Annotated in this window: 9 protein-coding genes; 5 read left to right on the top strand and 4 right to left on the bottom strand. The window is 56.1% G+C overall.

Translation table 11 applies throughout. The features are described from left to right. The first annotated feature begins 125 nt into the window (after positions 1–125). The 4 genes from DK391_RS44720 (at position 126) to DK391_RS41510 (ending at position 2,289) form a co-directional block, all read left to right on the top strand. Positions 126–464 (top strand): hypothetical protein, encoded by a 339-nt coding sequence (locus tag DK391_RS44720; protein WP_162601057.1) that lies wholly within the window; start codon positions 126–128, stop codon positions 462–464. A 151-nt stretch (positions 465–615) separates the two neighbouring features. Next, a complete protein-coding gene (locus tag DK391_RS45530; protein ID WP_343225472.1) occupies positions 616–1,017 on the top strand; it encodes a hemagglutinin repeat-containing protein in 402 nt (133 codons plus the stop codon). Then, entirely contained in the window at positions 920–1,621 is a 702-nt protein-coding gene (locus tag DK391_RS45525) for a hemagglutinin repeat-containing protein (protein ID WP_239483103.1), read from the top strand. The genes DK391_RS45530 and DK391_RS45525 overlap by 98 nt, the downstream gene beginning before the upstream one ends. Positions 1,622–1,671: 50 nt before the next feature. Next, complete coding sequence (locus DK391_RS41510; protein WP_109483817.1) at positions 1,672–2,289, top strand: hypothetical protein; 618 nt, start codon at positions 1,672–1,674, stop codon at positions 2,287–2,289. Between the two features lie 434 nt (positions 2,290–2,723). Here the strand turns inward: DK391_RS41510 and DK391_RS41505 are convergent, their stop codons facing one another. Then, positions 2,724–3,587, bottom strand: a complete 864-nt coding sequence (locus DK391_RS41505) for a hypothetical protein (protein ID WP_109483816.1) — start codon at positions 3,585–3,587, stop codon at positions 2,724–2,726. Between the two features lie 1,418 nt (positions 3,588–5,005). On the opposite strand from DK391_RS41505, the gene DK391_RS41500 reads away from it, so the two are divergent. Beyond that, complete coding sequence (locus DK391_RS41500) at positions 5,006–7,285, top strand: patatin-like phospholipase family protein (protein ID WP_109483815.1); 2,280 nt, start codon at positions 5,006–5,008, stop codon at positions 7,283–7,285. Between the two features lie 6 nt (positions 7,286–7,291). On the opposite strand, the gene DK391_RS41495 is transcribed toward DK391_RS41500, so the two are convergent. From DK391_RS41495 to avs3a, 3 genes are all read right to left on the bottom strand, one after another. Then, positions 7,292–7,552, bottom strand: a complete 261-nt coding sequence (locus tag DK391_RS41495; RefSeq protein WP_109483814.1) for a hypothetical protein — start codon at positions 7,550–7,552, stop codon at positions 7,292–7,294. Positions 7,553–7,726: 174 nt separating this feature from the next. Further along, positions 7,727–8,404, bottom strand: a complete 678-nt coding sequence (gene avs3b / locus DK391_RS41490; protein WP_239483102.1) for an AVAST type 3 anti-phage proein Avs3b — start codon at positions 8,402–8,404, stop codon at positions 7,727–7,729. Then, complete coding sequence (gene avs3a / locus DK391_RS41485; protein ID WP_109483812.1) at positions 8,370–14,624, bottom strand: AVAST type 3 anti-phage nuclease/ATPase Avs3a; 6,255 nt, start codon at positions 14,622–14,624, stop codon at positions 8,370–8,372. The genes avs3b and avs3a overlap by 35 nt, the downstream gene beginning before the upstream one ends. Positions 14,625–15,325: the final 701 nt, after the last annotated feature.

Here is a 15,325-nt window from a genome sequence, read left to right as displayed (position 1 = left end):
TATCCTGGTGACTTGCTTCGCCCTGGTGGACCGACTGCGTGCGATGTCGAAGGGGTGTCCGAGGCCGATAAAGCAGTTACTCGCCCTGTCCGACGAAGCTTGCTGAAACGCATATTTGGGAAAGCGTGAAAAACTTCGTGCTGGTTACGCATCACACGCGGGCCGTAGACGGATGTGAATTCAGTAACGACGCACCACTCGTACGTTTCCCTGTCGTTATCATGGCATGGCAACGTCTACGACAAGAGCATGGTCTCGACAATCCGGCGATCGACCATCCATTGATGCAGCCCGACTATGTCCGTTTCCCCGACCCGATGCGATTTTATTCGGACGATCTGCTGGAGGCCGCCCTTGCTCGGCTTCGTCGTGAAGAGATGCCCGAGATCGGTGCTGTTCGCCGGCCAGGGTTCGTTGCGAATGGCGAACGGCCGAGTCTTTTAAAGCGACTGTTCCGACGATGAATTAGCATCAACGTAATCGGCTCCGCTATCAGCGGAGCACAGGGTGTTGATCTGGTTGCAACGAAGGGCGCGATCGGTGTTCTCGCAGGGCTCGATACGCGCACGATTCATCAGCGCTCGAGCAGCCATCAGATCGGTAGTCTGGGCAGCAATGGTACGGCTACGGGCTTCAGCGTTGGCGTTGGGAATAACCACGGTCTCGCGACGAGCTTCGCGTATGCAGACCACAATGCGTATCCAGATTGTGAGCGGTAATGGAAGTGTGACGCTGGACGCGAATCAGGACGTCACAGTGGCCGGTTCCGAATTGAGTGCGGTTAAGGATCTGACGTTGATCGGCAAGAACGTGAATGTGGCTCCCGGCGCGGATGCGATTCAGACAAGGTCGAGGCGGAGTTCGAGCCGATTCGGTGTAAGCCTTAACCCTAGCATTGGGCGGTGTAGTGGGCAATGCGATGGCGACAGTCAACCAAAGCATGAACAACGCGAGCTATGCGGGCGATCCGCGTCTGGCGGCACTCGACACGGCACAGGCAGGTGTTGCAGTTTATAACGCATATAAGGGTGAGCTCCACGGGCCGACCGACCAGCCACTGATCAAGGCGACGGTCAGTATCGGAGATAGGTCGAGCTACAGCGACTCTCAGAGCAGCAACGTGGCCAAAGACGGCTGCACGTCGCATGCTGGCGACCTGAAAATCTCAGGGCATGACGTTGTGCTCAATGCGTCTCGTGACATCAATCTGCAGAGCGCGCAGGACACCAGCCAGCAATCGGGCCATCACAGCTGCAGCGGCGGCAGTATTGATGCTAGTTTTGCGCTTGGCGGCGAACGGAACGGCTTCACGATTGAACTGGCGGCCAGCACCGCGAAAGGGAAGACCAACGGCAACGGCGTGACAAATCGTGACACGCAGATCAATGCCGGCAATACGTTGACTTTGACGAGTGTGCGCGACACGAATCTGCGCGGTGCGGAAGTGGCCGGTAATACGGTCGATGCAAACGTCGGCCGCGATCTGAACGTTGCGAGCCAGCTGAATACGAATACCTACGACAGCAAGCAGACCAGTGGCGGATTCCAGGTGAGCATTTGCGTGCCACCAATCTGTTACAGCACAACGGTCGGCGGATTGGCGAGCGTAGAGGTCATATAATCAGAGGATCGATCTCGAAGTTCTGACGTCTAGACCGTAAGAAGATCGCGATGTCAAACGTGTTTACTCCAGCAGAGCACTGCTTGGTCAAGAAAAAGGACTTGATTAAATTGAAAAATAAGCAAAACTTCCCGGTTTGTCGAATGATGTTCATGCTAGCAGTGGCAGGGGGGATCGCCGGATGCGATATGGTGCCGACTGTTCAGTCTAATACAGCGACGGCGGTTCAGAAGCAAGCTCTCGTTGGAGAAATCGTTAGGTTCGGAATTAAAGGCGAGGTCGCTGATTCGAGTGCAGTTTCGCAAGCTTTCAACGTGACCTTCAAGATGAAGAATCGCTATCAAGCCTTGATCGGTGGAGAGTCGACCGAATGGTATCAAGTGTTCCAGCTAGAGCGAACCTTTACGCCGAAGTCAACATACACTGTTCAGTATCGTAGAGGGAAGCAAATTAGCGCGATTCTTGATCTCAGGTTGAGTGGGAAATTTTGTCTGACACCAACTGACGTGCGAGAGGCTATTGCTCCAGATTATCGCGGGAAGGGAAAGATGGCTGAGATGATTGGTATCTTTGAACCACCGGGAGAGAAGCTAAAGAATTCAACGATGTTCGATTTTACAGAAGACAACGCTTGTCTTCGTTCTGTTTCTTTCTGGTCGAAATCGTGACGGTCACGCACCTCAACCGACGTTGCGACAGTTCGAAAACACGGTTGACAATCAGGGTGCTGGTGTTTAGTCAATCCCGACCGGTTCTAAGGATGGCGAGGATGTAGACTTTGTGTGGCTGCCGGTTGCGCCATGGCAACCGGGCACCGTAGTCTTGTTTTAGAACGAGCATGAGGACACGCTCCACGAAAATCAGCCGAAGATGCAGCGAAAATGGCGCTCATCGGCTGGCAGCAACGAATCAGCGTGAGCATTTCCGCGCTTCAAATCTTTCGCTGGACTCGGTCCTCATCTTGCTCAGTAAGAAATTCCGGAATGGCCTTGATGTAGTATCAACTCGTCCAGCAGGTTGTTTAGTAGATTCAATTCCCGCCGTTTGTATGGAAGTTATCACAACAACCTGCGGGCCGAATTAGTCTACCGATCAACTTGTTCTATTGCTTGCTCACCTGTCCGATTGCGTAGCCCGAGTTGTCTGCAGTCTTGACAGCAAAGAAGATTGTCCGCTTGTAAAGGCTGCTACCAGTGATCGGCAGGAAGACGATTGCGGCTTGACCACTGAAGGTTGTCCCCGAAGCCACAGTACACAGGGTCGCGGTGCCGCTCACCGTTACTGTTAGAGTATAAAGATTCTTCTTCGACAAGGGAGTTGTTAGCAGCAGCGTCCCTGATATCGGGCAGCTAGAAATGGTCCCCGAGACTGCCCCTGCATTGTCCACCGTGAGCGAGGTGTTAGTCTCTGTCCACGATCCCGCGACGCTCGATTGCGTCACTGCCAGCGCATTTGCCGCATCGTAAATCCATGAGACATTCACCGTGCTGCCGTTAGCAACATAACTACCGTTAAAAGTCTGCTTGGCTGAAAACGCGCCGCTGCCCGATGACGCTGTATAAAAGAATCCACCGAAGTATTTGATTCCAGTATTGAGAACCCAAGTAGAACTGGTCGGGATGATTGAACCGAAGAACTGCGTTGTCGCCAGTGTCCCGATGCTATCTACGTATTGGAGATTGTTCGCCGGGTCAATCGTAGCGTATGTGCGGGTGGCTCCAGATGTCGACCAAATGCCTTCGAGTCCGTTGCCTACATCAGCCGTCGAACCCGTCTGCGGATGCGTCAGATCGGGCAGCGATTCGCCATCGACGACGGGCGGCGGTGTTGGTGAGGTAGCTGGGGTCGACGTGGTGGCCGGTGTGGTTGATTTGTTCGCTGTCGAAGAATCTCCGCCACCACCTCCGCATGCTGTTAGCACAACGGTTGCTAAAAGGGATAGGACGAGCGGTGTTTGTATTTTCATTTTCCTGTCTGGTGCGTACGGACTCTCTTTCCGTCACACACTCCGTTTGTAGATTGTTGGAAATGCACGAATCCGTCGCTACAGCAATACCTTGTCCCTTTCGTATCTCGCCACCAGACAAAATATGCGCATTCCATCGGACATGGAATCAAGCAGAAGAATCGCACATGCATGTAAACGGATGCAGAATTGAAAACTTGAGTGTTAAATCTGTTAAAGCGAACGGTGATTTTGGTTTGGGGAAGAGATTTCGTGATCGGTGCTATTGCACTTATGCTTGACGTCTTGTGCGAAAGTCATATCACAATCTCAATGGAGTACTCTGCTGCGGAAAGGTCGGTCACCGACATGAACAGTGTTCTCTGTACGAGAGCGCGCTTGACTATGCGAAGGTATACAATTGCACTTGCGCGCAAGTAACTCACTCTCACAAGCGCCGCGTTGTTTCGCTCAATAGAGCGCTGTCCTTAGCGACGAATAGGGGATTCATTGGAGCCGTGTTCGCGAACACCGTGTCAAAGTAGAAAATTCGAAGTCGAGTCGAGATTGACGCATCTCACGGGAGGTTTGCTAGACCAAAGCTGGCATGACTTGCATGCGAGGTCGGAAACGTGAGAGCTCTAGCTTTAGCTCTTTCATATGGTAGCCGGCTCAAACGAGTGGTGCTGAGCAGTAGGTTGGTGTCTTTCTGGCAGCCAGGTGTCGAAGACACCAACGAGGACACCGGTTCCGGCCGGTGTCCTCCGTCTCAGATAACGGTTCACCCGCAAAAGCCATAGCAAACATATCTTGGTAACCTGTTGAAGACTATAAGTTTTTGTTAGTGACCTGTTGAAGAATGAGAAGTTTTTGATAGTGACCTGTTGGAGATTAAGAAGTTTTTGATATGGAATAGGTAACGGTTTTAGCCGCAACCCAGCGTCGTGGAGGTTCGCGCGGTATATCGCTTCGGGAACTATACGCGGACATTCGAGAAACGAGCCACGATCGTAACTACCAGCGACGTATTGCGGATCATCGCTCGGCAAACTGGCCTAGGTAGCCAGTACGTTAGAGACACTGCGTTGTCGAGGTGGAGATAGATGTCTAGAATCGCAACTATCTATTGCTTCTTCGATGTCAACGGCAACTGTTACTTGCCGTTAGGTTGAGTGCTCTCTAAAAAAACAAAGGTATGGGAAGCACGCGCTACCGCGGTAGCAAGAGTAAAAAAGCTCGCTTGCGGGGATCGCTATCAAGTTGGCCGGACGCGTTATCGCCAAGGATATGTATGTCACCTCGACTGTTCCACCCCCTCAAGGGGTGACGAAGCGAGTCGATGATTGACCAACATGTAAGCGGTACGCGGCTATGAAAAAAAGAAAAATGCAACCGGAACGGATTGTTCCGGTTTTCAAATAAGTCGAATTGGGGTTGATGTGTTTAAACAGGTCAAGAACTGCGTTTCCGCGTTGCTGCTATTCGCTCCTGTCTGGGTGCTTGCTTACATTCCGAACAAGCTGCTCGAAACCGGCCAAGGAGGCGAACTTCTGACTAACGTCAGCATCGTCCGTGCTCCCGAGTTTCTTGCGTTGCTTGCCATACCGTATCTGTTTTGCATGTTTTACGGCGCAAGCCGGCTCCTGTTAAACGCGGTGCCGCGCCTCGACTTCTCTCGTAAAGCGGGAGGCTGGCTGCTGCGCGAGCGAGTTCTGGTTTCGTGTGTGGTTGGCCTTTCTGCGACGTTGGTCGCACTGTCCCCGTTCTACACGTACCATCGCAATGAGCCGCTTGGTAATCTGCTTAATGGTGGATATGTTGGTCGTTGGCTCGGAGAGATAGGCATCTTTATTGTTATCTTTGTCTGCATCGCGCCGATAATTCAACGGATGACGCGCAACAGACCGGGGAATGATTCCGCCATAATCTACTATGCGTCGAAGGTAGCCTATGTTTTGTATACGATGGGCCTTTACCTGTGGGCCGAACGGGGAACCTTGCAGTGGCAGGATGTACTCGCATTCTTCGGTTGCGCAGTCGTCGTCTGTCTGATATTGCCGTCAGAATCGGGCGTCGGTCGGGCTGAGACGGCACCAATCTCCGGTCAAGAAGTCAATGAAGATGGGGGAGCGGCCTTGGTGTCCTCGAGGCAATGGCTCCACGTAGCGCTTGCCGTAGTGACAATTTTCCTGTTCGGTCTGTTCCCGAAAGCAGTTGGCGCTTCGCTGGGTTCGTTGCTTGTTTGCATTGTGGGCATCGGTGCCTGGGCCGTACTACTCGCGCTTGTCTTTTCAGTCGTTCTCGTTGCAAAACATCGCTTGACTATTTCTGCTGCCTTGGTAGCTGGACTTGGTTTGCTAGCGTATTACACTGCGCTCGATGGTGCCGCAGATCCGGTCAATACACGCAAGTCTGTTGCAGCCAGCAATGGGAGCGGACGGCCCATCGGCGCGGCGGAGGATTTTGCAGCATGGCAGACGCCGGGCAAGGACGGGACGGCGATTATCGTGCTCGCAGAGGGAGGCGGGATTAGGGCGGCGTACTGGACTGCGGCCGCTTTAGAGACTCTAAGTCTTCCTCAAATCGGCCTGATCGATCGCACCTACGCAATCATAGGAGTCTCTGGCGGAGCTTTGGGTGCAGCGGCGTTCACCGCTACCAATATTGGCTCTCATGCCGCTATCAAGAAGGATCCCAAGACATTTGAACCTGTAATTAACACGCCGGCATTCGCCGGGAACCTCACGACAATGGCACTGTCCAGCGACTTTATTGGTCCCTGGCTGGCACGCGCGATGTCAACTGAAGGCATTCAAAAACTGAGCCGCTGGCGGTTTGCGTCGTCTAAAGGTGAGACTCTACAGGATGCCTGGTTTGATTCGTTGACGTGTGGGCTTAATCGGATTCGAGCGTTCGCGCCGGCGACCCTCAAGAAGACGTGTACCGAGGTGGCGACCATCCTCAATGGGCCGATGACGGGTCTTTCGGCGATTCAGGATGGCATTCCCCAGCCTCGTGTGATTTTTGTCGCCACGAATGTTGAATCTGGACGTCGTATGCTATTTTCGTCTATCAACTACGTTGCGCCAACTTTCGCAAATTCTATTGACGTTGAATCTACTGCGCCGAAGACGATTTCGGTCATGTCAGCAGCGCACGCAAGCGCGAGATTTCCCCTCATTAGCGCGCCAGGTGTCGTGCAAGATGATAAAGGCGACGTGATTGGTCGCGCTGTCGATGGCGGATATGTTGATGCGTCAGGAGCTCTCACTGCAATCGAGCTCGTTCGCGCCATTTCGGCCCATACGAAAGACTTCCACCCAATAATTGTGGATTTAAATAACAACCCGGACGATACATCGTCTGATAATTCGTCCGATCCGAAAGAAGATCGGGTTGGGGAGTTCGCGACTATTTTTTCAGCAGTGCAAAACTCGAATCAGAGCCGACGATTCTTCGTCAAGAAACAGTTGCTCGACGAAGTCTGTCAACTGAACGGGGGGTACATCTCGCTTAAGCCCGACAAGAACAAAGATGGCCCTATTGGGCTGGGCTGGACGCTCTCGTCGCACGCTGCCAAGAATCTCGACGAAGCGATGAAAAGGGAAGCGAAGTCATTCGCATCACAGTCGAGCCCGGATTCCGTGAAAGAGGATTCGATGACGCTCCTGAAGAAGGTGAGCTCTGCTGGCTGTGGAGCGGGAGCTCGACCATTCTAAGCGAGGTCAGTCGTGATCGTTGGACACGGGCTGGCGTTCCTGTGGCTCGCGGTAGGTGCCTGCTATCAGAAGGATAAATGCCAGAAAGGGAAGCGCGATAACAGCATCTGGCTGAAAGAGAAAGGTGAACAGCCGATTCAAGGGATTGGCGGGATTGGTACAGTGCGTTTGCATCCATGCCAGACCCAACGCCGTTGACCCGCTTGCCAAAATGATGACCGGAGCCTTGAACCGAGCGAATGTGGTCGCGAGACGATTGATTTTCATTGGATTAATCCGAAGTCCGAGTTTGAATACCTTGTATAGCGCATGGTTTTATTCTGCTCTGGCAGATTGAACTCGGTCTTCAACGCACGCTGGTTCGAAGCGGCGCTCCTGCCCCCCAGCTTGTGACTATGGCGGAGCGCAGGCTTCGTTTCGCCGCGCTCACGCGCGTTCGTCTCAGCTATCAGCGGGAGGAGCGTCTAGATTATTTTTGAGTTCTGCGGCCACTGAGCTTGCCAGCCGAGAAAAGTATTCGAGCTTCTCGATTTTTTCTTGCAACGCCTGTCGGGCGAGCTCGTCGGCGGCGGGAGCCTTCTCGTCACTTGACAAAAAATCGGCAAGGCGAATCTCCAAGGTAGCGTTTGCGCCGGCGGCGATGGCAGCATCGAGCCATTGGGCGACGTTATCTGTTGCCTCGCGAGACGCGACGCCAAGCAAATACTGGATAAGCACACGCGCTGAATAGTCGAGATTCACCGCCGCTTCCAGGAACCGGTTTCTCTCAAGCTCTGAGCTTTCCGGTACTTTGATATCTGGACGACTGTCGATGAAGCGGAAACGGTTTCCACCGTCCACGTCGAGAGACGCAAGTGTTCGCAGGACCGGCTCCAGTTCCCGAAATGGCTGCGAATGGCGGGGCAGATTATTCCGGTGATCCCACAATTCAAAGACTGCCTGGGCGCAGGCGTCCCGGGCGGCAGCGCGCGCATCGGGCGTGGCGTGCTCCGTCGCGTCGATGCGCTCCGCGATATAGTGAGCCATCCACTGCGCGAGCGGGTCGTCCGTGAGGCCAAGCTCGGCAACCAGCCGCCTGCCAAGTTCAATCACGGCTTTTGAGCGATCGAGCGATTCCATCTTTATCTATCAGGTAATAGCGCACATAAGGCCACGGGTACGGTTCGAATACTTCCTGATCCGAACTGCTATGGGGCGGCTTGCGACGTATCGATACGCTGAGCATCAAACGCATCTCGGGATTCTGCTTCAAGAATGCCAGCAAGAATTCACGGTTACAGCTCAGGCGGCTCCCAGCGATGCTTTCCTCTTTGGGTTCATAGCCGACCTTACGAGTCCACGATTCGCTGCGGATAAACGCTCCCGCATCTGAAATCCACGACCGCGCATCGAGCTGTGCTTTCAGTCCAAGCAAATCGACTACAGCCGAAGCCGGCCTCGGCCCGGGATATTCGACCTTGCTTGCCCAAGAATCGTATTCGTCCAGACGCACGGGATCGCTACTGCTATCGACCCACGCCTCGAGACGAAACCTGCCGATGCTGACCTCGCGATCTTCGGTCGCCGGAATATAGATGTTATCGGGTCGGGGCGACGTCTGAAACGCTGCCAGCAGCGCAGTGGCCGTGTCTTGCGGGACTAGAACGCCGCGCACCGAGACTGTTTCTTCGTTGTCACGCTCGCCGCTGCTCCAGTAGCCCCAAAGAACGTGCAAGCCGTCATCGGTCAGCAGTTGACGGTCCAGATGCTGGCCCGTTACGCTCCAGCACCACGTTTTGTCTCGGTACCCTCGCGAATCGGGCGGTGGTTCCGTGAGGTGAGGGTCGCGTCGGTCTGCGAGCCAGTGCCCATCGCTTCGGGTTAAGAGTTGCCCTTCCAGCCATTCTCCAAAGTCATCAGTCGTATTGTCCGCGGCCTTACCGACAGAATGTGTCTCCAGCAGCCGGGCTGCAACAATCATCATCGCGTGATACGAGTTGTATGCGGTCAAATCGTCAACTCGAGGCGTAGTGCCGTGAGAGTGGTTGGTATCCTCATAATGGAGGATTTTCCGCTCGTAGCGCGCGTCTTCAAGATCCGAGCCGTAGCTCGAGGCCATCCGATCGTGCAGTACATCCCGGGCGCGTCTTTCTATCGATTCCTGGTTGATGCCGAAAACCTGACCTAGCGGCGCGAACCAGTACGGGCCGATATCGATACCGAAGTAATACTTCTCGTGTCCCGGCGGGTCAGGTGCATTGGCGTCGTCGTAGTCATCGTCGTCAGACACACTACGGGACCGGGTATGCACGTGCAATGGCTGTCTCCGGATGTTGGCCTCGTCGGGTGCCGCATCGGTTGTCGTCGGTACGACGCCTGACATGCGCAAGATCTTCAATGTTTCGACAGCAAAATGCCTGATCAGAACGTGTTCCTCATCGGCAGACGCTGTCAGAAACGGAACAAACGGTTCGACGGCAGTTGGCCGGTCGATCACACCTCGAGCAAGCGCAATGAGCAGCCACTGGCGAGCATGCCATTCGTAGAATATGAGTCCTTCGTCGGTGAAGGGAGCCGGGGAGCCCGCGGATGCGCGCGCGGCAAGTGCTGACAATAAGCCGTTCCAGTTTAGTTCCACACACGTTCTGACCGCATGAGCCGTCTTCCAGCGCTCGCTTGCTGCTGGCGAGCCGAGGCCGGCCCATAGATAGCCAGCCAAAGCTTGTTCGCACGATTGCGCAGGCGTGAGCTCCTCGCGCCAAGGGCCGTCGCCGTCTTCGGAACGAAGCATGCCATCGAGCAGACTCAGCCCAAAATTCAGCGCACCGTCTGCTTCATCCTGGGTGAGACGAGATGTCAGCGGATCCACGAGAAGGAAAAATGCCCGTGCATCAAGGGTATCAATTCTTGCCGCATATCCCTGCAAAATCGCGGTGACAACGTCTTTGTCGGTCACGATGCCTAGCGTGTACAGACGTTCCGAAGGGAAGACCTTTCCCCAGCCGCTACGCTGCGAATACTGCGGTGTGTTTCGACACGCCGCCAAGGTTGCCTCGCGTAGCGCCTCCCGAACCGACAGCGACCTGAAACCGAGCGGTGGAATGGCGTCGAGCAGATCTCGAAACTTGAAAATCCCGAAGTCGGGCCATGAAGCAACTGCGCGGATGAACGCGGCCATCCGGCTGTGACCGCTGCGCACACGCCCCTGCTTGAAGAACTCTTCGATTGAATACGGCGGGGCGAAGCTCTTCAGGTCGCCATACGCACGACGCAACGACGCCTGGTTCGTCAGTTCGAGTCCAGCGAACAAAGTGTCCCAGTCGGGTTCATCGCGTTCACTGCCCTCGTAGTGTTGGGGGGACGGCTTAGGCTGGGGAGAAGCCAACCTGTAGCGTCGTGCGGCGGCCGCGAGCAGTCGATCGATGTCTGGCAACTGGACCCCGAGCGCGCGCCCCTGCTGGGCCATACCAGTCCAGGTTTCTTCGTTCTGTGGGTCGACACGCACGTAGCGATATGCGGCGTGAAGAATCTGTTTCTTCCGTTCCTTATCTGTCTGCGCATCGATAGCTCGCTTGATGTCGTTCAGGCTATTCAACCCCGCGTCCAGGCCGGCTAAAGCGACTGTGGCAATTGCGGGAAGTTGACTCGCTTCCACGAGGCTTCGGATTGCCTTTTCGATCTGGCGTTCGGCAGAACCGAAGTCCCGGTCACGCCATCGGCTCAGGATAGCGAGGGTCGAGGACGGACAAAGGCCTAGCAGCGCCTCGACGGTTGTTGGCCAGTCGAAGTGTTTGTCACGATAGACGTACCTATAAGTGAGCTCCGCGGCTCTTGCCAGACGGTAGGCAGACTGCGGGCGGGGTGTCTGTTTCTTCGAGCTGGCCTTTGCCAGATGAAGCATTGCTATCCATCGGTCCAGATTTTCATCACCGATGTTGTCGGAGATTTCGACGGCCCGGCCAAAATAAGCGGCAGCCTCGGCTTTGTTGACCGGCAGCACGGCGCGAGCCAGGAGCTGATAGGCATCGGTTCTCGTTTCAGCATGTTCCCTGGAAGTTTCCAGAGACTCGAAGGCTGCGATTGCCAGCTCCATCGCGAAATCAGACAGCCCGGGCGAGTGAGAAGCGATTCGACACATCACCGTCAGGGTATCTGGCGAGATGTGGTTATCGTGAGTGCTGATCCAGTCGCGAAGCACCGCCACAGAAGCTTCCGTTGTAACTGATGCGTCCCGCAGCACCCGGATCCATTCGATAGCCACGACATTCCGAACGTGCGAACGAGACTGGTAATCTTGCGACGCAACGCTCTTGTCCAGCGCATCTTTGACCGCCGCATCAAGATTTGACGGCGAGCGCCCGCATGCGACCTCCGCGCTGAGTACAAACCAGGGCAGAAGGCTGCCCGTAGTTCGTTCGAACGCGGTCGTATCGGACCCGCGGCGATAAGAGTCCCTTGTTTCCAATTCAGAACGGACGTCCGGCGGGGCGATGGCAAGTAGTGTAAGCCGGTCGTTTCGCAATGCAGCCTCAAGCGCGTACGCTCTGAGCAGCGGTGAAATGTCCGTGCCGAATCTGTCGGAGAGAGCGGTCGGTGGCTTTTCCGGCAGATGTCGACGAAGAATGCCTGACCAGCTCGCGTCGTCTCGTGGAAGCACGCGTAGCGACATTGAGACGGCAGCGGTAACAGCTTCCAAAGTATCCCAGCGCTCGTTCCACTGGTCTGAGCCTTTGATTTGCACCCGACGGTCTGCCAAGGTGTGCATCACCCGGGCGAGCGGTGCCGGCGGAAGACGATGTCCCATGCGTGATGCTTCCGCCACGATTCCGAGCGACAGCCAGAAGTTGTTCGTGCCGACCAGCGCCAGCGAATCGAGTTCGCCGTACTCGCCTAGGTCGAGCAGTCGCCGTGCGAGTAATCGTGCTGCGTCAAAGGCCAGACGACGAGGTCTCCAACTGCCCAGAAACCTGGCGGCCGCTTGTGGGCCCAGTACCCGCATTCGTGCCAGTGCGAGTTCTGCCCGATCGCTATTCGTGACCGTCTTTCGGTCATCTGCTGGACCCCGGGCCCAGGCGTACAGCCATTCCATGGCCATGCGCAGTCTGCTGCCAGCTTCAGCCAGGAATTCCTTGCGCCCCGAAAGAAGCCCCGCCTCGTACGCATGGTGCGATCCCATCCAGCTGCTACCAAACGTGCGCCGCGATACCAGCTCATCAATCCTGTTCGGAGAAAGCAGCACGCCTGCGATGTCGCTGTTCTGCTGTATCAACGCGGTTTGGCGCGTTGCTGCTGCCACCTGGCCGCCGGCCTTCATCGAAAGCTTTGCAGCATCAGCATATCGCCCGGCCTGAAGGCAAGCCTTGAGTGCAAATGTCAGGCGTTGTATCTCAACATCCCGTCGTTCTATCGCGTTGGTAGCCGGCAAACCGTCTTCTGATAATGCCAGCGCGACGAGTTCATCCATGAGCCCGGCGGAGAGCATCAGCTGAGGTAGGGTCGAGGCGACGTATGAGCTGTCGCTGGCGAGAGGCCGCAGTCGCGCCAGGAATGACTCCAGGTTCGCGTGTGCTGGCTTGAAACGATCGCGGAACCAAGTCTCGGTCGGCTCGTCGGTGAAGTGGAGGCTGTTTCCCTTTATAAGCAGCGGGCGTCCGAGATCGAGCGCGAAGCTACGCACAGCGCTTTCAGGAATGCCAGAAATCTGTGCCAGAACTGAGACCGGTACGAGCGGCCGAAGTACCGCCAGGCCTTGGCAGATGAGATCGATCTGCGCTGCTTCTGTCTTGCCTGCCTGACGTTTGAGCTTGTCGATCGCGCGTTGCAGCAACTCGCCGATGGCGTTATCAACGTTCGACTGGTTTGGCCCCAATTCTATGAGCATCTCCGATACCGGCAATTTCTGCTCAACCGCCAAAGCCTGCACTCGAGGATTTGAGCTGCTGAGAAACGCGAACTCAGCGACGTCTGCTTCAGTCGCATCCGGGTAGTGCTGCCGCAGAAACGCCTTCGTTTCCGCGAGACTAAAAGGGCGTAACTCGATTTCGTGTGCATCGCTGGGCGCGCCGAGTCGCGCTCGACGATGCGTCCTGCAGGTGAAAGCGAGCCGCACGCCATCAGGAACTGCCGTGGAGATGAGATCGCGGACGAACGGATTGTCGCCTTGCTCCTCGGCTGCCATGTCGGCGTTGTCCGCAGCGTCGACTATCAGGCACAGGCTCGCCTCGGGGGAGCGTGCGCGAAGCAGGTTGATAGCCTGTTCGATTCGCCCGATAAACGCGCGCATGAGGTTCTTGGCATCTGCGTGCGTGGACGGAATCAGTGGAAGGCACAGACCCCGTGCGGCCAGTTCGTTCGCAATCTGTGCCAGCGCATCACTATGACGGTGCCGAAGATGCAATGAATTTCGATAGAGTCCATCGCCAAAGCAATCGTATAGCACGGCGACGGAGCCTTGCGGCATCGACGTAGCGAGGCGCGAAGCGATGACAGATTTGCCCACCCCGCCATCGGCGTGAAGAACGATCGGGCGTGTTGTCGAGAGTAGCGCCGCGCGGATCTCGGCTTCCTGCTCCCGGGGAAGTACCACGGCCGGCGCGTTTATCAGGCAAGGCGCGGGCTGAAGTTGTGGCTCTGAAACCCTCAGGGCGCGCAGAACATCGTGCCGTCGGATTGCCGGATCATTGGCGAACTCCGAAGACGCCTTGCGTGCGACCAGTTCCTTCAGTTGCACGGGAGCATCGTAATCGGCCTCAGAGAGGTAAACACCGACGTCCTGGGCAAGCAGATTCCGCTGGGCCCACAGATTAGGTTCTTCGCCTTCGGCCGAAAAGATGCTGAAGAAGTCGGCCGCCTGGTCACCACTCAGCCCGGTGTATCCCACTAAGGTCGCCTGGACCGAGGGATGCCGCGTTGCACGGCTAGCCGCCAGGTCTTCAAGTGCCTCAAGGACTTTCTGGTCGATTGGGCGATTGGTTGTGAAACGGAAGCGGAATCTCGATTTGATATCTGGCGCCACGAACTGCAGCAAGAGCGCGGTGAAGCGTTTGGCGAACCCTTGCAATGTCTTCTTGAGACCGCTCGCGGTCCATACGGTCTCTGCCTGGCGCGTCGAATGTTTTAGCTGCGTGTATTCGACCCGCTGTGCACGTTCTAAGGCTTCGCTGCCCCAGTAGAACCCAACGTCGATCAGCTCGTCGCCATCGTCCACGGCGGACGAGCCTTCTGACGTCGATGCGCCTTCGATGGACACCGCGACAAGACTGTTTAAACCTGGCAGCAGCGCCAGACAATGACGGGCCGCCCAGTGATAGTGGAATTGGTCTCCGTCTCGGCTCGGCCGCACCAACTCGTGTTCCGCCATGTCTTTCGTTGCTCCTTGTGTCGTCCGTCAAGTTTACCGAAAACGAGGCGACCGGGAGGCTTACCGGATCGGCGCGGCGAAGTCTCAGTGTCCAGACGACGTTTCGTGCAACAAGAAGCGGAGTCGTAATTCCATCCGGGAGCGTAGCCGCCGGCAGCCGACTGTTCATGTTGAAGCCGTGAGGTCAATGCCCGCAGTGCAAGGCGTGTTCGCTCAGGAGCGCGCATGCCACGGCGGTGCAGATGGCATCATGCCCAGGCGATGCGTTCTCACTGAATAGAAGAGATGTCCCGCGGTGCGATGGGCGCGCTTGTGGCCACTGGGCACTATGGGAGCGCTTCCGTACGCAGCCTACTCGTTCTCATGTACCGCTACTTTAATGGTGCACAAATCTGTTCATGCAGATTTGGGTCGCAGGGGTAACGGTGTTCCCTGCTGAGGGGCACGGCATTGCCACCGTGACCAGTGATGCCCAACGCACTCCGGTGCGGCTTGCCGCCCCGGGTGGCGAGCCAGCGCTCGCGCATCACACCTCTGTACGCTGCATGAATGCTGCGCCAGGCGGTCACACGCGAATCTCGGCTTTTCCTTGCAGGTAGCTCGAGGGCATGATGACCACCCCGAACCGGAACCCGTACATCGATTCCAGTGCGCGGCAGACGTTCATTCAGCTTCTGTCCGCGTCGGGCGATTACGCCCGC

The sequence above is a fragment of the Paraburkholderia sp. C35 genome, from assembly GCF_003121405.1.
Lineage (GTDB): Bacteria > Pseudomonadota > Gammaproteobacteria > Burkholderiales > Burkholderiaceae > Paraburkholderia.
This window is presented reverse-complemented; position numbering and strand designations above follow the sequence as displayed.